Source organism: Ulvibacterium sp., from assembly GCF_965228935.1.
GTDB lineage: Bacteria > Bacteroidota > Bacteroidia > Flavobacteriales > Flavobacteriaceae > Ulvibacterium.
The window spans coordinates 5,795,948-5,819,215 of record NZ_OZ245846.1 but is presented as its reverse complement, the minus strand read 5'-3'; the positions used below and the strand labels follow the sequence as shown (position 1 = coordinate 5,819,215).

18 protein-coding genes are annotated in these 23,268 nt (G+C 43.2%); 12 read left to right on the top strand and 6 right to left on the bottom strand.

The window, feature by feature from the left end:
* Positions 1-85 precede the first annotated feature (85 nt).
* The 6 genes from ACO06Y_RS24665 (at position 86) to tsaB (ending at position 6,614) form a co-directional block, all read left to right on the top strand.
* Positions 86-787, top strand: coding sequence for an ABC transporter ATP-binding protein (locus tag ACO06Y_RS24665; protein ID WP_422081728.1), 702 nt, complete (start codon positions 86-88; stop codon positions 785-787).
* Complete coding sequence (locus ACO06Y_RS24660) at positions 780-2,009, top strand: ABC transporter permease (RefSeq protein ID WP_422081727.1); 1,230 nt, start codon at positions 780-782, stop codon at positions 2,007-2,009. The genes ACO06Y_RS24665 and ACO06Y_RS24660 overlap by 8 nt, the downstream gene beginning before the upstream one ends.
* A 1-nt stretch (position 2,010) precedes the next feature.
* On the top strand, positions 2,011-3,273 hold the full coding sequence (locus ACO06Y_RS24655; RefSeq protein WP_422081726.1) for an ABC transporter permease: 1,263 nt from the start codon (positions 2,011-2,013) through the stop codon (positions 3,271-3,273).
* Between the two features lie 57 nt (positions 3,274-3,330).
* The gene (locus tag ACO06Y_RS24650) at positions 3,331-4,476 is read left to right on the top strand and encodes an efflux RND transporter periplasmic adaptor subunit (protein WP_422081725.1); all 1,146 of its coding nucleotides are present in this window, start codon (positions 3,331-3,333) and stop codon (positions 4,474-4,476) included.
* A gap of 27 nt (positions 4,477-4,503) precedes the next feature.
* A complete protein-coding gene (locus ACO06Y_RS24645; protein ID WP_422081724.1) occupies positions 4,504-5,874 on the top strand; it encodes a TolC family protein in 1,371 nt (456 codons plus the stop codon).
* A gap of 71 nt (positions 5,875-5,945) precedes the next feature.
* Positions 5,946-6,614 carry a tRNA (adenosine(37)-N6)-threonylcarbamoyltransferase complex dimerization subunit type 1 TsaB gene (gene tsaB / locus ACO06Y_RS24640; RefSeq protein ID WP_422081723.1) on the top strand — a complete coding sequence of 223 codons (669 nt, stop codon included), beginning with the start codon at positions 5,946-5,948 and terminating at the stop codon, positions 6,612-6,614.
* Positions 6,615-6,651: 37 nt separating this feature from the next.
* On the opposite strand, the gene ACO06Y_RS24635 is transcribed toward tsaB, so the two are convergent.
* The 5 genes from ACO06Y_RS24635 to ACO06Y_RS24615 form a co-directional block, all read right to left on the bottom strand.
* The gene (locus tag ACO06Y_RS24635; RefSeq protein ID WP_422081722.1) at positions 6,652-7,374 is read right to left on the bottom strand and encodes a hypothetical protein; all 723 of its coding nucleotides are present in this window, start codon (positions 7,372-7,374) and stop codon (positions 6,652-6,654) included.
* Between the two features lie 38 nt (positions 7,375-7,412).
* Positions 7,413-8,246: a mechanosensitive ion channel family protein gene (locus ACO06Y_RS24630; protein ID WP_422081721.1), complete on the bottom strand. Its 834-nt coding sequence runs from the start codon at positions 8,244-8,246 to the stop codon at positions 7,413-7,415.
* A gap of 73 nt (positions 8,247-8,319) precedes the next feature.
* Positions 8,320-10,368: a thioredoxin domain-containing protein gene (locus ACO06Y_RS24625; RefSeq protein ID WP_422081720.1), complete on the bottom strand. Its 2,049-nt coding sequence runs from the start codon at positions 10,366-10,368 to the stop codon at positions 8,320-8,322.
* Between the two features lie 146 nt (positions 10,369-10,514).
* On the bottom strand, positions 10,515-10,715 hold the full coding sequence (locus ACO06Y_RS24620) for a dodecin family protein (protein WP_299532260.1): 201 nt from the start codon (positions 10,713-10,715) through the stop codon (positions 10,515-10,517).
* A gap of 69 nt (positions 10,716-10,784) precedes the next feature.
* On the bottom strand, positions 10,785-11,687 hold the full coding sequence (locus ACO06Y_RS24615) for a NifU family protein (protein ID WP_422081719.1): 903 nt from the start codon (positions 11,685-11,687) through the stop codon (positions 10,785-10,787).
* A 121-nt stretch (positions 11,688-11,808) separates the two neighbouring features.
* On the opposite strand from ACO06Y_RS24615, the gene ACO06Y_RS24610 reads away from it, so the two are divergent.
* Entirely contained in the window at positions 11,809-12,801 is a 993-nt protein-coding gene (locus tag ACO06Y_RS24610) for a type IX secretion system membrane protein PorP/SprF (protein ID WP_422081718.1), read from the top strand.
* Between the two features lie 61 nt (positions 12,802-12,862).
* Here the strand turns inward: ACO06Y_RS24610 and ACO06Y_RS24605 are convergent, their stop codons facing one another.
* Positions 12,863-14,038, bottom strand: a complete 1,176-nt coding sequence (locus ACO06Y_RS24605) for a vWA domain-containing protein (protein ID WP_422081717.1) — start codon at positions 14,036-14,038, stop codon at positions 12,863-12,865.
* Between the two features lie 207 nt (positions 14,039-14,245).
* On the opposite strand from ACO06Y_RS24605, the gene ACO06Y_RS24600 reads away from it, so the two are divergent.
* The 5 genes from ACO06Y_RS24600 to ACO06Y_RS24580 all read left to right on the top strand — a co-directional run bounded on the left by ACO06Y_RS24600 (position 14,246) and on the right by ACO06Y_RS24580 (position 23,267).
* Positions 14,246-16,450, top strand: coding sequence for a histidine kinase (locus ACO06Y_RS24600; protein ID WP_422081716.1), 2,205 nt, complete (start codon positions 14,246-14,248; stop codon positions 16,448-16,450).
* A complete protein-coding gene (locus tag ACO06Y_RS24595; RefSeq protein WP_422081715.1) occupies positions 16,450-17,178 on the top strand; it encodes a LytR/AlgR family response regulator transcription factor in 729 nt (242 codons plus the stop codon). The genes ACO06Y_RS24600 and ACO06Y_RS24595 overlap by 1 nt, the downstream gene beginning before the upstream one ends.
* A 242-nt stretch (positions 17,179-17,420) precedes the next feature.
* Positions 17,421-17,933, top strand: coding sequence for a gamma carbonic anhydrase family protein (locus tag ACO06Y_RS24590; protein ID WP_422081714.1), 513 nt, complete (start codon positions 17,421-17,423; stop codon positions 17,931-17,933).
* A 117-nt stretch (positions 17,934-18,050) separates the two neighbouring features.
* On the top strand, positions 18,051-18,935 hold the full coding sequence (gene fabD / locus ACO06Y_RS24585; protein ID WP_422081713.1) for an ACP S-malonyltransferase: 885 nt from the start codon (positions 18,051-18,053) through the stop codon (positions 18,933-18,935).
* 228 nt (positions 18,936-19,163) lie between these two features.
* The gene (locus ACO06Y_RS24580) at positions 19,164-23,267 is read left to right on the top strand and encodes a gliding motility-associated C-terminal domain-containing protein (RefSeq protein WP_422081712.1); all 4,104 of its coding nucleotides are present in this window, start codon (positions 19,164-19,166) and stop codon (positions 23,265-23,267) included.
* Position 23,268 lies beyond the last annotated feature (1 nt).

Here is a 23,268-nt window from a genome sequence, read left to right as displayed (position 1 = left end):
GAACCCATCTTGTAACATTTTAACAACTTGCCAGTCTCATTATCGGTGAGACACTTTCCACTTAAAATTCACTAATATAACCACCATGATTGAAATCAAGGATCTTCATAAATCTTATAAAATGGGGAGTAATTCCCTGCATGTCCTAAAGGGGATTAATTTCTCGGTAAAGGAAGGGGAACTGGTGGCGATCATGGGCTCTTCCGGATCGGGAAAATCTACACTCCTCAATATTTTGGGCATGTTGGATGAGGCAAATTCCGGGGAATATACCTTGGACGGGGTACCCATAAAAGACTTAAATGAGACCAAAGCGGCCAAATATCGAAATAAGTTTTTAGGTTTTGTGTTTCAGTCCTTCAATTTGATCAATTACAAAAATGCCATGGAAAATGTCGCCCTGCCGCTGTACTACCAGAAAATGGGTAGAAAGGAGAGGCAGGAAAAGGCATTGAAATACTTGGGTCAAGTAGGGTTGACGGAATGGGCCACGCACTTGCCCAATGAGCTTTCGGGAGGTCAAAAGCAACGGGTGGCCATTGCTCGGGCCATGGCAGCCGAACCCAAAGTACTTTTGGCAGATGAACCAACAGGGGCATTGGACAGTACTACGTCCTATGAGGTTATGGATTTGATCCAGAAAATAAACGACCAAGGTAACACCATTCTTGTAGTTACGCATGAAGAGGATATCGCACATATGTGTAAGCGGATCGTACATTTAAAGGATGGTATAATCGTAAAGGACGAAAAAGTAAAGCAGGTAAGAGCTTCTGAATATGTTTAGCAGGGATAACTGGAAAGAGATTTTTGAGACCATCCAAAAGAATAAGCTGCGGACTTTTTTGTCCGGCTTTACGGTTGCTTTGGGGATTCTGATCTTCGTAATCCTTTTCGGTTTTGGAAATGGGCTCATTAATACCTTCAATGAGTTTTTTGCAGATGATGCTACCAATGTGTTCTATGTATTTCGCGGGAGGACTACCATGCCTTACAAAGGGTACAAATCCAATAGGCAAATTGAATTCGATAATAGTGACCTCGCGGACATCGAAAAGAATTTTGCGTTATTCCTGGAATACACGACTCCGAGAATTTCTAGGCAGGACACGGTAAAGTATAAGGAGGAATCCAATAACTACACCACCCAGGCCGTGGCCTCTTCCCATCAATATGCCGAGAAGACCATTATGATGAAAGGGAGGTTTTTGAACAAAACTGACATTAATGATAAAACCAAGTATGCGGTTATCGGTCGTCTTGTGGAGAAGGATTTATTTGGGGCAAAAAACTCGATTGGAAAATATATTGATGTTGGGGGGAGTGCCTTCAAAGTAGTTGGCGTGTTCCAGGACGATGGAGGGGATAATGAGGAGCGTATCATTTATATGCCCTATACAACAAGGCAGCTTATCGAAAAAAACACGGATGAGATAGATCAAATAATCGTGGGTTTCAAACCGGAAATAGGCTACGCCGGGGCAATGGCGTTTGAACGTAGTTTAAACAGCTTTATTCGGGAAAAAAAGTATATTAACCCCAAAGATCAAAATGGAATTTTTATTCGCAATGTGGCGGATCAATTGAAGCAGAATCAGCAATTTGCCCGCGTGCTCCAGATTATTGTGGGATTCGTTGCTTTCGGTACCATTATCGCTGGCATCATAGGAATTAGCAATATCATGGTCTTTGTAGTTAAGGAACGTACCAAGGAATTGGGTATACGAAAAGCGCTTGGTGCAACCCCAAAATCCGTTATTGGCACTATTTTATTGGAGTCCGTATTCATTACTACGATTTCTGGGTTTATCGGTATGTTGATAGGAATAGCCGTATTAAGTTCATTTGGTGAAAAATTAAAGGACTTTTTTATAACCAACCCTTATATCGATTTGACCATGGCCACTATTGCGACCATAGTTTTAATAATTTTTGGGGCAATCGCCGGTTACGTGCCGGCAAGGCGGGCAGCGAGTATTAAACCGATTGTAGCATTAAGGGACGATTGATATGCGATTACTGTTCGATAGAAATACTTGGCAAGAGATTTTTGGTTCCATAAGCAAGAACAAGATAAGGACCGTCATTACCGTAATAGGGGTGTTGTGGGGTATTTTTATCTATATAGCCCTTTCCGGAGCGGCCAAGGGAATGGACAATGGTTTTGAAAGTATGTTCGAGAGTATCGCCAGGAATAGCATGTTCGTTTGGGCACAGAGTACGAGCATACCTCATGAAGGATTCAAAACAGGCAGACAATTGCAATTGAAGTTGGAGGATGCTGCGATGATGGAAAACAGGATTCCGGAGCTACAGTACATTGCCCCAAGGAATGTTAAAGGATTTTTTGGATCGTCCCCGGCCAGCATCGGTAGGAAGAATAAATCAGGTAGCTATCCGGTATTTGGGGACTTTCCCGTATTTACAAAAATTGCACCAAAGAAAATATATGATGGAGGGCGTTTTGTAAATGATGAGGACATTGATCAGGCTAGAAAAGTTGCGGTCATTGGGGAGCGCACTCAACAGGAATTGTTCGAAAAGGATGAGGATCCCATAGGGGGCTATATTAAGATCGATGATGTCTATTTTCAGGTGATCGGTGTCCACAAATTTGACCCTAGTGGAGGATTTGGTGGGGATGGCGATATTTTTATCCCTTTTACTACCTACAGAAGATTGTATAACACTGGGGATAATGTGGGATGGTTTTCCATAGCGGCCCATGATGATGTGGATGTGGTAAAGGTAGAAGAAAACATCAAGGCACTTTTGCGGAATATCCATAGGGTTCATCCCGATGATGAAAGGGCATTTGGTTCGTTCAATCTGGGAGAGGCCTTTAACAGGATTATCGGGTTTTCCAAAGGCATTACCTTTTTGTCGCTAATTGTTGGCGTGGCCACCATCTTGGCAGGTGTCATCGGTATAGGTAATATTCTTTTGATTTCGGTAAAGGAGCGTACCAAGGAACTTGGGGTACGAAGGGCCTTGGGAGCAACTCCCCGGGAAGTGAGGTCACAGATCATATTGGAATCCGTTTTTTTGACCATGATAGCGGGAATCATGGGAATTATCCTGGGAGCGGCCACGTTAAGTTTGATCAATAGTTTTACCCAGAACATCGATTTTCCATATACTAATCCAACGGTTCCTATCCCCTATGTACTGGGAGCGCTGGCCATAATGGTAATCTTGGGGACATTGATCGGTTTAATACCTGCCCAGAGGGCCGTAAGCATAAAGCCCATAGATGCGTTGAGGGAAGAATAGAAAGTATTGTAACAAAAGGCAAAATAATATAACCAACGGATAATAAACACGTATAAAATGAACAAGATCGTAAAGTATATTCTTATTGGTGTTTTAGTGCTGGGCGCACTTTGGGCCGCAGCATTTTTTATTAAGTCCAATAGTAAATCCGCAATAGAATATGAGACAAAGACCCCTTTTGTAGCGAGTATTGAGAAAAAGACAGTGGCAACTGGGAAGGTAGTACCGGAAGATGAAGTTGAGATCAAACCCCAGATAACCGGTATAATCGACAAGATATTTCTGGAAGAAGGCGCGGATGTAAAGGCCGGTGATTTGATCGCCGTCATAAAGGTAGTACCCAATGAGCAATCCTTGAATCAGGCCCAGGGCAGGGTCCGAAATGCGGAAATAGCCCTTAAAAATACCACTATTGAGTATGAAAGAAACAAGAAATTGTATGAAAGGGGAGTGATATCAAATCAGGACTTCAACAATCTACAACTGCAGTTCGATCAAGCCGTTCAAGAACTGGATAATGCCAAGGCGGATTACAGGATCATACGTATCGGTTCGGCCGGAGGATCGGCCAGTGCCAATACGGACATACGTGCCACGGTTACCGGAACGATTCTGGAAATTCCGGTGGAAGAAGGTGTACAAGTAATTCAGAGTAATAATTTCAACGACGGGACTACCATTGCCACCATAGCGGATCTGGGAAAGATGATCTTTGAAGGGAAAGTAGATGAAGGGGAAGTGGCCAAATTGGAACTAGGCATGCCCTTAAAGATTAGTTTGGGAGCCGTTGAGGACAAGGAACTAGATGCGGAACTGCGGTTTATCGCACCCAAGGGAATAGAGGAAACCGGAGCCGTACAGTTTAAGATCGAAGGGGATGTTCAGGTACCTGATGACTTTATGATTAGGGCAGGCTATAGTGCCAATGCTTCTCTGGTCTTGGAGAAAAAGGATAGTGTAATGGTGATTCCCGAAGCATTACTTCAATTTGACAAAAAAACGGATGAACCCTATGTGGAAGTAGAGACCGGGGAGCAACAATTTGAGCGCAAGGATATTGAAATCGGTATTTCCGACGGGGTAAATGTAGAGATAGTCTCCGGACTGTCCATGGAGGATAAGGTGAAGGAGTGGAACAAGACCGAACCCATAAAGAAAGGTGAGGAAGAAGATGAAGAGGAGGAGGACACCGAGTCAGAATAAGAATAACATCAATCAAAAAAAGAATACATGAAACCATTTGCAATTGCAGCACTTATTTTGTTTTCAATAGGGGTTACGAACGCCCAACAAAAAAAATGGACCTTGGAGGAGTGCGTTACCTATGCTTTGGATAACAACCTAAGCGTTGAACAGTTTGAACTGGATCTGGAAAATGCCGTAATCGACAAGTCGGATGCCTTGGGGGCCTTTTTACCAACTCTTAGTAGTAGTGCCAGTGTAAGTGAAAGATCCGGTTTGGTTACCAATCCGAACACCAACATTATAGAGCCCGGGCAAATTTTCTCTACTTCGGCAGGTATTAATAGTGGCATGCGGATTTTTGATGGGCTAAGGAACATCCATCAATTAAACCGGGCTAAATTGAACACCCTGGCCAACCAATATCGCTTGGACGACTTAAAGGACGATATTCGTCTAAACGTGGCAAATTCCTATTTACAGGTTATTTCCAATAAGGAGTCCTTAAAGGTCTTTAGGGCCCAATACATCGTTACGGAACAAGATATGAAGCGCACCAAGGAATTGGTGGAATCCGGTGTACTCCCCCAAGGCGATTTACTCGAGATCGAGGCTACGGCGGCCTCTCAGGAGCAACAGATCGTAAACGGGGAGAATCAAGTGCTTTTGTCCCGTATTGCACTGGCGCAATTGCTCCAAATTACGGATTATGAGAATTTTGATGTGGCCGATGAGGAGTTCAATATCCCTCCTTCGGATATTTTGAACAATTCGGCAAAGGTTATTTTTGATAAGGCCCTGACTTTTCGAAACGATATTAAGTTTTCTGAGACCAATGTAAAATTGGCGGAGAAAGACCTACAGATTGCCAAGGGGGCCAATTATCCCACAATAGATGCTTTTTTCAACTACAACACTTTTTATACCAATCAGTTTCAGACTATCCCCGATCCCGTTGATCCGGTCAACAATCCCCCCATTGCATTTAGAGCGGATTTTATAGATCAGCTATGGCTAAATGATGGAATTTCCTATGGTTTTCAAATGAATATCCCAGTATTTAATGGTTGGGCTACACGAAACAGTGTAAAGCGGTCAAAAATAAATCTGGAGCGTAACAAATTGCAATTGGAGCAGGACAAATTGAATCTGGAGACCGATATCAACCAAGCCTATGTAGATGTTTCCAACTTCTTCAAGGTTTATGAAGCTGCCCAAAAAACCTTGGATGCCAGGCGTTTGGCCTATGTTTATGCTAAGGAACGCTATGATGTAGGGTTGATGAATGCTTTTGACTTTGGCCAGGCACAGGCCAGGGTAGATGATGCCGAGGCAACTGTAATCCGTTCCAAGTACGATTACATTTTTAGATTAAAGGTGCTGGAATTCTATTTTGGGATTCCCATTAAGTTGGAGTAGGATAGGGTGAGCTTCATGGTTTTGAAAACCTGACGGGTCTTTTTGGAAATCGACCTATCTTTGTGCCCGGTATGGCAGTAATCCTAAATTTAGAAACGGCAACGACCAATTGTTCGGTGAGTGTAGGGGAAAATGGCAATATTCTTGCACTTAAGGAAGATAACACTCCTAATTATTCGCATTCCGAACAATTGCATGTCTTTATAAAGAATGCGCTGGATACGGTCTCTCTATCATTTTCAGATTTGGATGCCATTGCGGTAAGTAAGGGCCCCGGTTCATACACCGGATTACGCATAGGGGTCTCTGCGGTAAAAGGCCTATGTTTTGCTTTGGACATTCCCTTGATTTCCATTGCCACCTTGGAAAGTATGGCGCATCAAGTAGGAACGGGAACATCGGATTTTATTATCCCGGTATTGGATGCACGGCGAATGGAGGTCTATTCCGCGGTGTTCGATTCAAATTTCAATCAAATAAGGGAAACAAAGGCTGAAATCATTACGGAGAATTCGTTTTCCAGATATGCAGAAACTGGCAAAACCCTACTATTAGGTCCCGGTGCCCAAAAATGTCATGAAGTTCTTAAGCATACCCATTTTGATTTCATGAATGATGTAATCCCATCCGCTAAGGAAATGGGTAAACTATCCTATCTAAAATATCAAAAATCGGATTTTGAGGATGTTGCCTATTTTGAACCCTATTATTTAAAAGACTTCGTAGTACAGGGAAAATAATGCAGTTATTCCATTATCTAAAAATTTGCCTTTTTCCTTATTTTGGAGGCAAGGAATCGTAATAATTCAGCACTTGGATTACTTCTTCCTCGGTACGCATCCGCAATTTGTTTTCCCGTGCATATTTGCGAAGATCGGAATAGTGCTCCCACAGTACGGCAAATACTTCCTTCCTGCTTAAATCGTTTAAGGGCACTGCAGGTCTGTCCCTTTGTTTTAAATAGTAGGAGGTTTTAAGTACAAATTTGGGAGGTTCAAAAGACTCATAACCATTTTCAGGAGTTTTGTAAAAAACGGTTTTTGCATTTCGGAGATATAAGACGGTCTCACCTTCATTCAAGGGATTGAAAAACCCGAATTTTACATGGCCCCTGTCAAAATATTCTATGAACCGATATGAAATGGAATCAATAATGGCTCCGATATGCTCACTTCTTTGAAAGAGCATACGATTACCCTCAGCGTCCAAATATTCAATTTCATCCGAGTAGGCATCATACCTAAGGAATAACTCCTCATTTTTATGCCCATTAAGAACGGAAAAACCTTTTTTGAACTGCTTGTCCAGATAAACGGTTCCATCAACAGACCATTCGTTCAAGGTGCCATTTCTCCAAAGAGTCATTTTTACCTCCTTTTCGGAAGACTGTGCTATCAGGGTCGGGGAAAAAAAGAAAATCAAGGATCCCAATGTACCTTTACATGCAGGCATCGCCCTTGTCAAAAAAGGAATCATTAAAAAACTAACGGGAAGACCCATGGCTACTTCATTTGATGGCGGTTTTGCTGAAGTAAAAGTTACGAAATAGTTTCCGTTTTCATATGGATATCCCGTTGCGGGAAAGGGATTTCAATCCCGGCTTCATCAAATTGAAGTTTTATTTCTTCCATCACATAAAAATGGGCTGCCCAGAACACATCATTGTTTGCCCAAAAGCGTAACGTAAGGTTTACCGAACTATCGGCAAGTTCCCCCACATAAACTTCGGGGACTGGTTCTTTTAGGATGTCTTCATTGTCCGTACATATTTTTAAAAGGATATCCTTCGCCTTCTTTATGTTGGATCCGTACCCTATGCCGATATCTATTTTATCCCGTCGGGTGCTTTCCGCATTGTAATTGATGATATTGTTGTTGCTCAACTGCCCGTTGGGAATAATGGCTACTTGGTTGCCAAAGGTGTTGAGTTTTGTGGTGAATATGGATATTTCCTTTACCGTTCCGTCCACTCCTTGGGCCGAAATAAAATCCCCGACCCTGAAAGGTTTGAAAAGCAGAATCAGCACTCCTCCGGCAAAATTGGATAACGAACCCTGTAAGGCAAGACCAATGGCGAGTCCGGCTGCGCCCACTATAGCTACCAAGGATGATGATTTTATGCCTAACTGGGTAACTACCAATACAAAGAGAACGACCTTTAGCCCAATGCGTATAAAACTCTGTAGGAAGGTTTCCAAGGTGGGATCGTAATCGGCCTTATCAAAAAACCTTCTTACCAGACGGTTGATAAACTTAATGACCCAGAGACCTACGATTAATATAATAACTGCCATGACCACGTCTGGAAGAATATTCCAAACCCAATTTATGGCTTCGTCTATGTGTGCTTGCCAATCCGTAAATTTTTCCATTTTATAGCATTTTGGTTTATTGAAATTTAAAATAATACAAATTCCCGATTAAAAAGAAAGGATTAAACAATTGTTAATATTGATTCTGAAATTGCAATTGGTTCAAAGCCTCTTTAGTTTGTGACACAGGAAGTTTACATGAACCTTGCTCACAAACATAATACAGGGTCTCCTTTGGTCTAAATCTATTTTGCAATAATAACAGTTTACTTTCCTCTTTTGTGGCGGCCAGGACTACATTGGGCAAATAAAGGGAATGCAATTCCTTGGCCTTTTCTTTGTATTGCCCTCCTACAATGGCCACTTCATAAAAAGGCTTCTGAAAATAATATGCCAGTTGCATCCAATTGGCGTGGCTTTGAGCGTTTTTTTCAAAGTTTTCCTGAATGTTTATAAGCATTTGTCGGGCGATTTCCCCATAGTCCATTTCAAATAGGATTTTGGACAATCTAAACAGATTCTTGGCCATGATGGAATTGGATGCCGGGATAACATTGTCGGAGGTTTCCAATGTTCTCCGAACAAGACGGGGTTCTTCCTTGGACGTAAAGAAGAATAGGCCACTTTCCCCGTCCCTAAAGTTTTCAACACAATAATCGGTTAATGCTTCGGCCCTTGTCAGCCACTTCTCGTCAAAGGTAACTTCATATAGGCCAATAAATGCGTCAATGACGGAGGCATAGTCCTCCAAATAGCCATTAAGGGTACTAACACCGTTCTTGTGATTGTGGTAAAGTCCGCCATCTTCCTTAGTCAATTCCGATTCGATAAACTTGGCACTTTTCAAGGCTAAGTCCAGATATTCCCTTTTTCCGAGATACCGGTATGCGTCCACTAGACCTTTTAACATAAGACCGTTCCAAGAAGTTAGGATTTTATCGTCCAATCTGGGCCTATTTCTTTGGTTACGTACGTTTTCCAATAGCTCAAGGCAATCCATAATAGTGTTTTTCAAATCCCTTGGTTCAATGGAGTGCTTTTTTGCAATCTCCTCATCCCACTCATCACGGATCAACACGTAGTTTCCATGCTCCCAGTGCCCATAACTATTAATGTTGAAATAATCCTTAAACAGCAGGAAGTCCTTTCCCAGAATCGATTTCAACCCCTCCTCTTGCCAGACATAGTAAGCCCCTTCCTCCAAGCTTCCATTTTCGTCAACACTGTCGGCATCCAAGGAAGAATAGAATCCGAAGTTTTCACTCATCAGTTCCTTTCCCACGAATTGAATGGTTCTTTCAACCACACTTTTGTAGAGTCCATTTTTTGAGGATGCATAGGCCTTTGCATAGAGACTTACCAGTTGGCCATTGTCATAGAGCATCTTTTCAAAATGGGGCACATGCCATTTGGCATCCACGGAATACCTGGAGAATCCCCCGCCCACGTGGTCGAAAATTCCTCCCCAAGCCATCTTGGTAAGGGAGGTGTGTACATAATCTAAAATGTCCTGATCATTTTCCATCGTGCCATAATGCAACAGGAAATTAAGGTTGACCGGCATCATGAATTTTGGCGCACGCCGGTAACCGCCCATTTTCTTATCGAAAAATTGCGACCATTGCTTTACCCCCTTCCCTAAATCCTGGGAAGTAATGATATCCAAATCCGGCTTATTCTCCACTAGATTTATGGCATTTAGGCCCTCTGTCATATTTTGGGCATATTCCAACACCTTTGAAGGATTTTTTTGGTATAGATTGGATAGTTGTTCCAATACGTTGATCCAATTGTCCTTTTTTACATAAGTGGCTCCCCAAAAAGGTCTACCATCCGGTAATGCGACAATATTGAGGGGCCAACCCCCGCTACCGGTCATAATTTGGAGGGCATCCATATAAATTTGATCAATATCTGGGCGCTCTTCCCGGTCCACCTTAATGTTTACAAAGTTTTGGTTCATGACTTCGGCCACTTCTTCGTCCTCAAAACACTCATGTTCCATAACATGGCACCAATGGCAAGCGGCATAGCCGATACTTATGAGCAATAATTTGTTTTCTTTTTGGGCCGTTTCAAGACTTTTCGGATCCCAGGCTTGCCAATTGACTGGATTATGGGCATGTTGTAATAAATAGGGACTGGTTTCATGGATCAGGGAATTGGTATGGGTATGGGTCATCTTTTGGGTTTTTTGGGCAAGCCCATTAAAGGTGAAAAATAGCACTAGCACATATCTAGAGAAAGACATATTCAAAGGTAGTGCAAACAAAACATAAAAAAACGCCCGCCTATTGGCGGGCTTAACCCTACGTATGTGAAAAATGGTTACTTTACCTCAAAGGTAATTTTTACGTTTACCCGGTACTCCTTTATTTTTCCATCGTCCACGGTAGCACTCTGCTCGTTGACGTATACCGATCGAATGTTCTTTACGGATTTGGAGGCCTCCGCCACGGCCTTTTTAGTGGCATCCTCCCAACTTTCATCGGAGTTTGCCAATACCTCAATTACTTTTAAAACTGCCATAATGATTGTGTTTTTAATTCTATTAAAGTTAGCGAATATAAACCGGAATGACAGATTAAATGGCCAAAATCAGCCGTTTAGGGCAACCACTTCATTTACCTTTTCGCCCATCATGTTTTTGAGCATCGTCTCAATTCCGTTCTTCAAGGTATAGGTAGAAGAAGGGCAGCCGCTACATGCTCCCTGAAGGATTACGTTCACGGTCTTACTTTCTTGCTCATAGGATTTAAAAAGAATATTCCCACCGTCACTGGCTACGGCTGGTTTCACATATTCTTCCAATATGTCTATAATTTGCAGGGAAATATCGTCCAAATTTTCGCTGATTTCCTGTTCCTTGGGGTCGCTCACAGTTTTTACGCCCCTTGCGTCTGCCGATACCGCTTCTTTCCCGTCCGCGATAAAATCCCGTATAAATTCACGAAGTTCCATGGTAATTTCGTCCCATTGGGCCATTTCATATTTGCTAATGGAAACATAGTTTTCATCCAAAAAAACCTGTTTTACAAAAGGAAAATGGAACAGTTGTTTGGCCAGCTCGGATTCCGCCGCTTCATCAATATTCTTGAATTCAAAAGCTTCCGGAACAATTTTTCTACTGGCCACGAATTTCATTGTAGACGGATTGGGGGTAACCTCGGCATAGACCGTTACGGGAACTTTTTTTCCACTTGCTTCTTCCAGGACAACAGGTTCGCCTGCGTTGAGATACTCCACCAATTGTTGGGCTACTTCATCTTTTACATCCTCCCAATCCACAATGTCAAACCGCTCCAAGGCTATAAAGTTTCCGGAAATGTAGACGGTTTTGATAAAGGGAAGGTAAAACAGTTGCTGGGCCAAGGGCGATTTTTTGGCTTCGTCTATGTTTTTAAATTCATAGTTATTTCCTTGGGTGAGCAATTGATTGGTCTCGAATTTTAAAATGGCAGGGTTTTGGGTTGGGACTACGGTAATGTTATACTCCTTCATGGCTACTAATTTTTTTCAAAAATACAACCATTTTCTCGGTATTTAAACATATAATAATGTAGCGTTTCATTCGTTATATGTTTTATATTTATCGATATTAACTCATATCCCCCCAAATTTGATGAAACTTCGTTTACTGCTTTTATGCTCCTTTCTTGCTTATGGCCTTCAGTCATTTGCACAAGAAGGGATTCCCGTATATTTTGACTATTTATCGGATAATTACTATTTGGTATACCCTTCTATGGCGGGTATTGGGGAAGGTGGAAAGATTAGGGGAACCATAAGACAACAATGGTTTAGTGTGGACGAAGCCCCCAATCTCCAGACCTTGAATGCCCATTTTAGATTAGGTGATAGTAATAGTGGGGTAGGAGCCATTTTCTTTAACGATGCCAATGGGTACCATTCCCAAACCGGATTAAAATTGACCTACGCACACCATTTAAAGTTAGGGGGCGATATCCGATATCTAAATCAATTGTCCTTTGGTCTTAGTGGGGGTCTTATTCAAAGTAGTTTGGATGAGACGGAATTCCGTTCTGTAATTCCTGATCCCATTATTACCGGTACTAGAAATAGTGTTAGCTATTTTAATATGGATTTGGGCATGTCCTACAGTCTTATGGAATTTTATGCGCATTTTTCCGTGCTTAACGTTTTAGGTTCCGGGAGGGATTTGTACACGGCCATAGAGTTTGATAATCTAAGACGTTATCTGATTTCCGCCGGATATGTCTTTGGCCGAAACGAATGGCAATACGAACCTTCCGTGTTATTTCAGTTGACGGAGTTTACCGAGGAAAGAACCGTGGATATTAATGCCAAGGTATACAAGGATGTCAGTTTTGGACGATTATGGGGCGGGTTATCCTATCGAAGAAGTTTTGATGGGGCCCAATTCCAAACCGATGGTAGTTTTGGCGAACAGCGATTACAACTAATTACCCCGATAATAGGTGCCAATATTAAAAACTTCATGGTGTCCTATAACTATTCCTATCAAATGGGAGATATCCGTTTTGATAATGGTGGATTTCACCAGATTACGGTCGGATACGATTTTGGACAATCCGAAAGACGTTACGATTGTTACTGTCCGGCAGCACAGTAAGACCGTAAAAATGAAAACGCCTTACCCATATTAACGAACAAGGCGTTTATCTTTAAGGGTTTTATTCCCATTTGTAATTTTTTTGGGCCGCCTGCTTTTCAATGGCTTCCAACATAGCCCCTTCCAAATCGCCTTTGGAATTTTCTTTTTGGTTTTTGGTGATGTAGATTTCCCGTTTGATATTCAATTCCTGAATTTCCTTTTGGATCTTTTTTCGCTCCTCCCTTTTTTTCTGGATATAGGACTCGATTTCCTTTGGATTTTTGTTTTTTAATTCAGGGGGCAATTCATCTGTTTGAATATCGGATAGGGCCACGGTCCCCTCTTCGTAGGCATCCACCAAATCCCATTTGGAATTTTTATACAATCGGGAACTTTTGCTTACGGCACGTTTTACGGCCACGGCCTCTTCCATTTCCATGGCATTCTCGTCCTGATCTAATTGAATCTGTATTTTTTCTTGTCCTAGGGCCCCATAAGAGATATAGGTACGGTTTAATTTGGAATTCAATTGAATGATGACGTTGTCATACGGGGTATCTATATGCACCACCTTTCTATTGTGGTCAATGGCCGTGTACTCCCCTCCGGTCAGGGTGGCCCCGTGCTTCCATCGGGTATGGATACCCTGTTCGTAATCCCCACAAAAGATGGTATTTACAATAACATCCTTCTCCTTGGCATGTGTAGCGGCATCCTCATAATTCAATTTTCCTTGGGTAAAGGGCTCGTTTCCGGCAATAAAGATCATTTTAAGATTGTCCGGGTTTTTGCCCCAATCCAACTGCCCCAAGGCAGTTTGGATGACCTTTCCGCAATACTCCTCCCCCCCGTTTGTGGTAAGGGAAAACAATTTCTCCGAAATTTCATCAAGATCATCGCTAAAGCCCAATACCTGTTGAATGTAGCCTTCCCGGGAAGAAAGCTCGTCATTACCATATTGGTATAGGGCAATTTGGAGGTTTGGAGCACCTTCATTTCCACATTTTGCATGGGTAAACTTGTTTACAATATCCCATAACTGTGCTTTGGCCTGGTTAATGAGTCCGTCCATACTATTGCTTGTATCCAGTAGTAGCGCGATTTTCACTGTATGGCTGGATGGTTTTTTCTCGTTCAGGATGGCCTGGGCAATAATGGTCTCCTTATTCTTGCTGCTGGGTTTTGGTTCGCATCCATATACGATTATGGTAAAAAGAGAAAGTCCAATACCCAAAAGTTGTTGTGCAAATTTCATTTTGATTTTATTTATGATTACGGGCTAAAACTAGAGGCAAACTATTTCTTAAAAAATAGGGAATGAGCAAAGTGGTTTTTTGAATGCGTAAAGTGGTCATTTGATCGATCAAAGGGCTAAAACACAGTCTTTCAAGTCTTGTTTTTGGGGTTTTCCCGTTTTTCAGTACCGTTAAAATCTCCTAAGTTTACAGGGTATAATAGAACCATGCAAAGGAATCTTTATATAACGTTTCTGTTTCTGATACTGCTTTCGACCGGATTTTCCCAAGTAAACGGGAACTCCGTTCAGATGAAAATAAAAGGTTCGGTAAAAGGCAGGGAAACGGGTGTGCCCATATCCGGAGTGGAAGTTTCCACAAATGCCGGGGAGTATACCGTAACCAATGCTTTTGGCGAATTTACCATAGATGTCCGTTTGGGGGATGAGCTTGTTTTTACAAGTTCCGAATTCGAAACGGTACGGCACACTATCACCAGTAACGAGGATGTAGATGTTTTAGTGGAAGGATATGTTGGGAGCAACAGGAAGGCTAGAAAAAGTAGTCTTTCAAAAGAGTCGATACCCGAACATCAAACCTATTTGGACTCGGCCGAACTCTATAAAAAAACGGATATCGAAAAAAGTATCGATTTCATTGCACAATCCATTTCCGGATTGGGCAAACGGGGAAATAAAAAGGAATTGGCCCAATCCCTGACCCTGCTCGGGGAAGTATATCTATACCACAGACAATATGACTTGGCCATAGATAATCTTAAGGATGCCAATGAGGCCAATAAGACCGTCAAAGCCTCTTTGTTATTGGGAGAGGCCTACTTACAAAACAATGAATTCGATGCCGCCCGAACCACGCTTTTGCCATTGCTAAAAATAAAGCAATTGGAGCCTTATCAAAAAACGGAGCTTTACCAATTTTTAGGGGATACGTTTCAAGGCCTTAAGCAACTGGACGCGGCCATTGCCTATTACGAAGAGGGGTTGAAAGTGGCTAAAAAAAACCAGATTACCCCAAAGATGACCGATCTTACCTCCAAAATTGCGGATGCTTATGCGAATGAGAATCGCACCTTGGAGGCCGAAGGTTTTTATGGAAATTCGCTGGAGCTCGCCAGACAACAAGCACCGCAAAGAGCTATTCAAGAAAAAGAAAAAGTAGCCGATTTTTACAATAAAAAGAATAGATATGACGAGGAAATTCAGCTTCGCAAAAAAACGTTGAGTGAATTAAAGGAAATTTCAAGTCCGGTTGTAGATAACAACAACTTGATAGGGGAAGCGGATACCATTACTTCCCAACGTATCAATTACAAGATTGCCAATGCCTACATTGCCCAGGATAAGTATGAAGAGGCCCTTCCCTACCTGGAGCGCAGTATTGTCGAGGCCGATTCCGAGGATGATTTGGTAGTACAGAAAGATGCCACACGAAAATTGTCCGAAATCTATAAATACAAGGGAGATTATTCCAAGGCCCTAGAGAGCTATCAAGATTATGTGGCCCTGGTAGATACCTTGTATATTCGAAAGGAACAGGAAATTTCCAGGGCGGCCAGGTTCAATCGGGAAGTCGCCGCCAAGCAGAGCCGGATAACCGGCTTGGAACAGGAACGTGAACTCTCCCAGAGCAAGTATGATTTGGCCCTTACGGAACAGCAGTTGATTCAAGAAAGCAATAAACGGCAGAAGTGGATTATCTATTCCTTGATTTTCGGTATTATCCTAACCGCTTTGGCTGCCTTTTTCTTCTACAGAAGCAATCAACAGCAGAAATTGGCCAATAACTTACTCGCTTTAAAATCGTTGCGTTCACAGATGAACCCGCATTTCATATTTAATGCACTGAATTCCGTAAATAATTATATAGCTAAAAGCGATGAGCGAAGTGCCAACAGATATTTAAGCGAGTTTTCTACCCTAATGCGTTCCGTTTTGGAGAACTCGGAAGAAGATTTTATTCCACTTTCCAAGGAACTGGAATTGCTGGAACTGTATGTAAAACTGGAACATTCCCGATTTCCGGACAAGTTTGACTATCAGATAGTTTCAGGGGATCATTTGGATATCGAATCCTACCAAATTCCCCCCATGCTACTTCAACCCTATATAGAAAATGCCATTTGGCATGGTTTACGCTACAAGAAAGAAAAAGGATTCCTAAAAATACGTTTAAAGCAGCAGAGTAAGGGGACTTTGGAAATCACCATATCGGACAATGGCATCGGTCGGAAGAAATCCGCAGAGTTGAAGACCAAACACCAAAGGAATCAGAAATCCAAGGGGATGGGTAACATAGCGAAGCGCATCGCTATTTTGAATGATATGTACAAGAACAGAATAGCTATTCATATTTCGGATTTGAATGCGGACGGCACAGGTACCCAAGTGACTTTCACCCTAAAAAAGAAGTAATGGAAATCAATGCAATTATTATAGAGGACGAGGCCAGTAGCCGGGAAATCCTAAGAAACTACATAAACAAGTACACAAAGCAGGTGAACCTAAAAGGTGAGGCCGCTTCCATCAAGGAAGGATTGGACCTTATAGGACAATATCCCTTAGATCTGATTTTTTTGGATGTGGAAATGCCTTTTGGCAATGCGTTCGACCTTTTGGATCAGGTTCCCGAACGCACGTTCGAAACTGTTTTTGTCACGGCTTACGACCACTATGCCAAGGATGCATTGAACCAACATGCCGCATACTACTTGATGAAGCCCATTAACATTGATGAATTGGTAAAAGCCGTGGATTATGTGAGGGAAATAAAGCAACGCGAGGCAAACTTGGAGGATCGTGTACTACAGCCCAAGCTAAAGGGTGTGGAGGGGAAAATTACGTTGCCCCAGCAGGATGGATTTCAGGTGTTGAACGTATCGGAAATTCTATATTGTAAAGCGGACGACAATTACACGGAAATCTATTTGGAAAATAAGAAGATATTGGTAAGCAAAACCTTAAAATATTTTGAAGAGGCCCTTTCCGATTTTTCCTTTGCCCGCATCCATAAGTCCTTCTTGGTCAATGTTAATGAAGTGGTGAAGTATAGAAAAGGCAAGGGAGGTAGCGTAGTCATCTCCAATGGGAAGGAACTTTTGGTCTCGGCCTCCAAGAAAAAGGAATTGTTGTCCTATTTTTGACAAAGAATGGAAACGAGGAGAATGCACGATTTTTTTCTTTTTACCAAACACCAAACACCAAACACCAAACACCAAACACCAAACACCAAACACCAAACACCAAACACCAAACACCAAACATGTCATGCTGAGCGCAGTCGAAGCAACAGACCGATTAAGATGAGCGGCCCGCCTGAATGACATCCTCGGGCAGTCGAAGCACCAAAACCCAAAACGTAACACCCAACATTTAACTCCGCATCATGCCGATAATAAAAACTGTTAATGGAAAAACCCCACAACTAGGAAAGGATAGCTTTATTGCAGAAAATGCCACCATAGTTGGAGAAGTGTACATGGGCGACCAATGTAGCATTTGGTTCAATGCCGTAATTAGAGGGGATGTTCACTTCATAAAAATGGGAAATAAGGTAAATGTCCAGGATGGTGCCGTTATCCATTGTACTTATTTAAAATCACCGACCACAATAGGTGACAACGTCTCTATTGGTCACAATGCCATAGTCCATGGTTGCACTATCAAGGACAATGTATTGGTGGGTATGGGCAGTATAATCATGGATGATTGTGTTGTGGAAAGTAACAGTATCATAGCAGCTGGGGCCGTGGTTACCAAGGGAACCCATGTACCCTCGGGTAGTGTCTATGCAGGTATGCCAGCTAAAAAAATAAAGGACATAAGCCCCGAATTAAGTTCTGGGGAGATAGATAGGATTGCCAACAACTATGTAAAGTATTCCAGTTGGTTTAAGTAGTACGGCAAGTGCATTTGACGGTATTTAGGCAGCGTACCGGGTGCAATCCAAAAAACAAACGATCCAAACTAACCGACAATCTTTAATTCCTATATTTGTGGGGTCAAAACAACAACTATGAACGCATATGTATTTCCAGGTCAGGGAGCGCAATTCGTTGGAATGGGCTTGGACCTTTATGAGGGGTATCCCATTGCCCAGGACATGTTTTCACAGGCCAATGATATTCTAGGTTTTTCGATTACCGATATCATGTTCGAAGGTACCGCGGAGGATTTAAAACAAACGAAGGTTACCCAACCTGCTATTTTTCTACACTCGGTAATACTGAGTAAGGTCATGGGCGACAATTTTAAGCCCGATAGTGTCGCGGGGCATTCCCTGGGTGAGTTTTCGGCCCTGGTGGCCAACGGCGCCTTAAGTTTTGAAGATGGACTACAATTGGTATCGCGAAGGGCAATGGCCATGCAGAAGGCTTGTGAGCTAAAGCCTGGTACTATGGCCGTAGTTATGGGGCTGGAAGATGCTATCACTGAAAGAATATGTGAAGAAATTTCCGGAATAGTAGTTCCGGCAAATTATAATTGTCCGGGCCAGTTAGTGATATCCGGGGAAGTGGATGCCGTAAATGAAGCCTGTGTAAAATTAAAGGAAGCCGGTGCACGGAGGGCCATGGTGTTACCCGTTGGCGGAGCATTTCATTCCCCTTTAATGGAACCTGCCAGGGAGGAACTGGCGGCTGCCATTGAGGAAGCTACCTTTAATGATCCCAAATGCGCAATTTACCAGAATGTAAGTACTACTGCGGTCCTTCATCCATCAGAGATCAAGAAAAATCTGATTGCCCAATTAACAGCCTCCGTGAAATGGACCCAGAGTGTCCAGAATATGTCCAAAGATGGCACCTCTAAATTTGTTGAGGTAGGCCCTGGAAAGGTATTACAAGGGTTGATAAAGAAGATTGTAGCCGATGCCGATGCCTCATCCGCCGAAATCCAATAAGTTGTGTTCATCTTTAATTATTGTATTTCATCCGAAAAAGCCCTATTTAATCCTTTAATTTAAGGACTGGGCTATTTTTTTTAGTAATATTGAGTCCATTTTTCGGATAACCCACCAACCCCACTTGAATTAGAATTCGAGAAAATACATATGCCGATGTGTTATGTACTTAATTGCTTCATCGGCAATTGCGCCTAACCTTTTTCGGCAGGTGTAAAAAAATAAGAAGTGAAAAAGAAAGATACAATGGATACCCCGTCCAAAAAAGCCATAACCTTAACAAGTTTTTTCTGTTGGCTACTTTTTCTGTCATTGAGCACTTTTGTACGGGCACAGGATATTTCGATTACCGCAATTGGCGATGCTAATGAAGATGGATCTGCCCTAGCCATATTTAGGGTAACTAGGACAGCCGTACTCAATGCTCCGGATATCAATGTAACCTTTTCTGTTGGTGATGTTGGGGACACCGCAACCTCAGGTGTTGACTATACACCACCAGCTACAAATACAGTTGTCTTACCGGGAAGCACTTTTTCGTCAACTTTTGTTGACATTCAAATTGCCCGAAGGATTGATGTTCTAATAGAGGGAAACGAGACATTGACAGTAATATTGACAGGAACCGATGTAGGAATCATAAATCTGCTGGCGGACAGGGCAACAGCCAATATAATTGATGACGACCAGGGCTTGGTAAGTATATCCGTTTCTGATGGCGATGCTTCGGAACCAAGTAACAATGGAGAGTATACCATTGACCTTGGAGGTGTTAACAATACGGGAGGGCCCATAACCATTACCATCAATGTTGGCATTGCCACAACGGCTACACAGGGTACGGATTTTAGTGCTTTTCCACCGTCCATTGATATTCCGGATGGGCAGCAGATTGCTACGGTAGCTTTAAATGTTTTGGACGATACGGATATTGAACCGGATGAATTTGTAAGGTTACGAGTAGATGCAACCAGTAATGCGACTTTGTTTCCGATAGATGGTGCCAATGATAGTGTGGATATTACAATTCAAGACGATGATTGTTTTGCAGGATTTACGGCACCGACCATATTGGGAGGTAACCCTACGGAATTTTGTGATTCGGCCGGGGAAAGCCTGGATGGTTTTGTACAGGGAGGTGCCGGAAGTGCGCCCGCAGGAGCCGAATTGCGTTGGAGTACCAATCCGAACCCGACTGGTGCAGGAGACTTACTCGCCGCCAACCCCTCTGTATCAGTATCGAATACGTATTATGCGGTCTACTGGGATGCGGCCAACGTTTGTTTTAGTCCTACTTCATCGGTAACACTCACCTTTGGTACAACCCCTTCGATAACGGGCACAACTGAAGATTCTAGATGTGGTCCCGGAACGGTTACATTGGGTGCTACGGCTAGTGCGGGTACCCTAAGCTGGTATACGGCACCCGCGGGAGGAACAAGTATTGGAACGGGCACGAGTTTTGTGACTCCGAGTATAAACACCACCACCACATACTACGTGGAAGCTACTTTAAATGGTTGTACTTCGGCTAGAACGGCGGTAATCGCTACCATAGATCCTATTCCTGTTATTACGGGCACTACCCCTGACTCCAGATGTGGCCCGGGAACCCTGACCTTGGGAGCCACGGCAGATTCCGGAACCCTAAGTTGGTTTGCTACGGATACGGGTGGTACAAGTATAGGTACAGGTACGAGTTTTTCAACGCCTAGCATTGCCACTACCACAACTTACTATGTAGAGGCTTCCCTAAATGGGTGTACCTCTGCGAGGAGTGCCGTGGTGGCCACAGTGAGTCAACAACCATCTGCAGGGAACACTACCAATGCCAATGCCTGTAGTGATGATAATTTTGGGGATACAGAAATCGATTTGGACGATTTAATAGAAAATAATGATTCGGGTAACTGGGCGTTCACTTCGGGTCCTACCATAATTAACCCCGGAGGCGGTAATCTTGTTGACTTTGAAGACGAACCTTTAGGAACATATATATATACCTATACAACGAACAATGCTGTTGCCCCTTGTACCAACGAATCCGTTGATGTGACGATTACCGTTATTGACTGTGATCCCTGTATAGCGGGAAACTTGGCACCTACTTTAAATCCTAGTGCCCCGGACACCGAGTACTGTGGGGACAGTATTGTTGTGGATTTGGACAATTTCGTTACGGGTAGCGGACCTGTAGGCACCGAATTGCGATGGAGTACGCTTTCCGATACTTCGGATGAAGCGGCCCATTTGGTATCAAGTGCTATTAACGTAACGGGTGGGGGATCTTATTTTGGGTTCTACTGGGATGATGCCAATAAGTGCGCCAGCCCCTTTTTAGAGGTGGAACTCCGCTTGAACCCCATACCGGTCATAACCGGAACGACCGATGGGGAACGATGTGGTCCCGGGCCTGTGGAATTACAGGTAACGGGAAATATACCAGGTCAAACCCAACCACCGACTTTTAATTGGTACACTGTGCCTAGCGGAGGTACGGCCCTTTTTTCGGGATCTACCGTAATGCCTGATTTGAGTGCCACCACCACGTATTACGTAGAAGCCACTGCGGATGGTTGTACGTCGTCACCAAGAGAAGAAGTTACAGCTACTATTGTTCCCCAGGTTTCCGCTGGTACTCCTACCGATGGTTCCTCATGTAATGATTCTACTTTCGGCATAACTACGCTGAATCTTGCCGATCAGTTGACCGGAGAGGATGTAGGTCAATGGGTAGTGACTTCGCAACCCTCCGGAGGGACGATTGCAAGCGGGGTTAATCTAGTTGATTTTGAAGGCCAGCCGGCCGGAGATTATGTTTTCACCTTCACCACTACGGGAGCACAGGCACCCTGTACGAACGAGTCTTCCGTTGTTACCATATCGGTAAGTAGTTGTGATACCGATGAAGATGGCGATGGATTGCTAGGAGGCGAGGAGGTCGCACTGGGAACAGACCCCACCAATCCGGATACAGATGGCGATGGCATCAATGATGGTGTAGAGGTAGGTGGCGATGTTCAGAATCCTTTGGACGAGGACAACGATGGTATTATAGATGCTTTGGATTCCAATATTTTGGATAGTGATTCCGACGGGGTCGTCGATCAACAAGATCCCGCAAATGACGACCCATGTATTCCTTCTAGGCAAAACGGCCAATGTGATTTTGATGGGGATGATATTTCGGATCCCGAGGAAGAAGCCAATGGCTCCGATCCCGACGATCCCTGTGATCCCAATCCAGACCATCCCAATTGTAACCCTACACCCGTAGATTTGGCGATTACAAAAGTTGTGGACAATGAAAATGCAGTTATCGGCAGTCAAGTGACCTTTACAATTACCATAACCAATACCTCGGATAGGGAAGCTAGTGGCATACTGGTCGGAGATCTTTTGGAAACCGGCTTTCAGTTTGTTTCCGATGAACCTTCCGTGGGCAGTTATGATGAGAATACCGGGGAGTGGACTATTCCCGAACTCAATGCTTCGGAAAGTGCAAGCCTGGATATTGTAGTGAATGTCTTGGAAGGTGGCCCCTATACCAACACGGCCGAACTTTTGGATTCTTTTCCAATAGACGATACTACGGCCAACAATAGTGCTACGGTTACCTTAAATATCGATTTACCGGAGGGAATTGATCTGGAACTTCGAAAGCTGGCACGGATTGGAAATGATAGAAACGCCATCAACATCTATCCTTTGGTAGGCCAAGAAATAACATTTGTATTGATCGTTTCCAATGAATCCACGGAAGACGATGTGATTTCCAATATTGTTGTGGAGGATATTTTACCTATAGGTCCGGACGGCCGGATTACCAACGTTACCTCTACTGCGGATATAGGAAATTATGACATTGACTCAGGCTTATGGGAAATTCCAAGCTTACCGAGAGGGCAGGAAGCTACTTTGGAGATTACGGGGACAATACTTCCTGTTGAAGGTACTTTTGCGAATACTGCTTCCATTCTACGATCTTCCCCTGCCGATGGCAACCCAGCCAATAACGAGGCCACGGCCACGGTTACCGTGAGTTTACCGACCGAGGCCGATCCGGGGTTTGTGTTCAATCAATTTTCACCTAATGGGGATGGGACCAATGACTTTTTAACAATTAGGGACATAGGTACTTTTTCGAACACCTCGTTGGAAATTTTTAATCGTTACGGTAATCAAGTATTTGCCACCCAGAATATGACGGATGATAATGTTTGGGACGGAACATGGAAAAATGAGCAGGCACCGGATGGCACCTATTTTTACATATTAGATCTTGGGGACGGTTCCCAACCAAGAAAAGGCTGGATTCAGCTTATCAGATAAT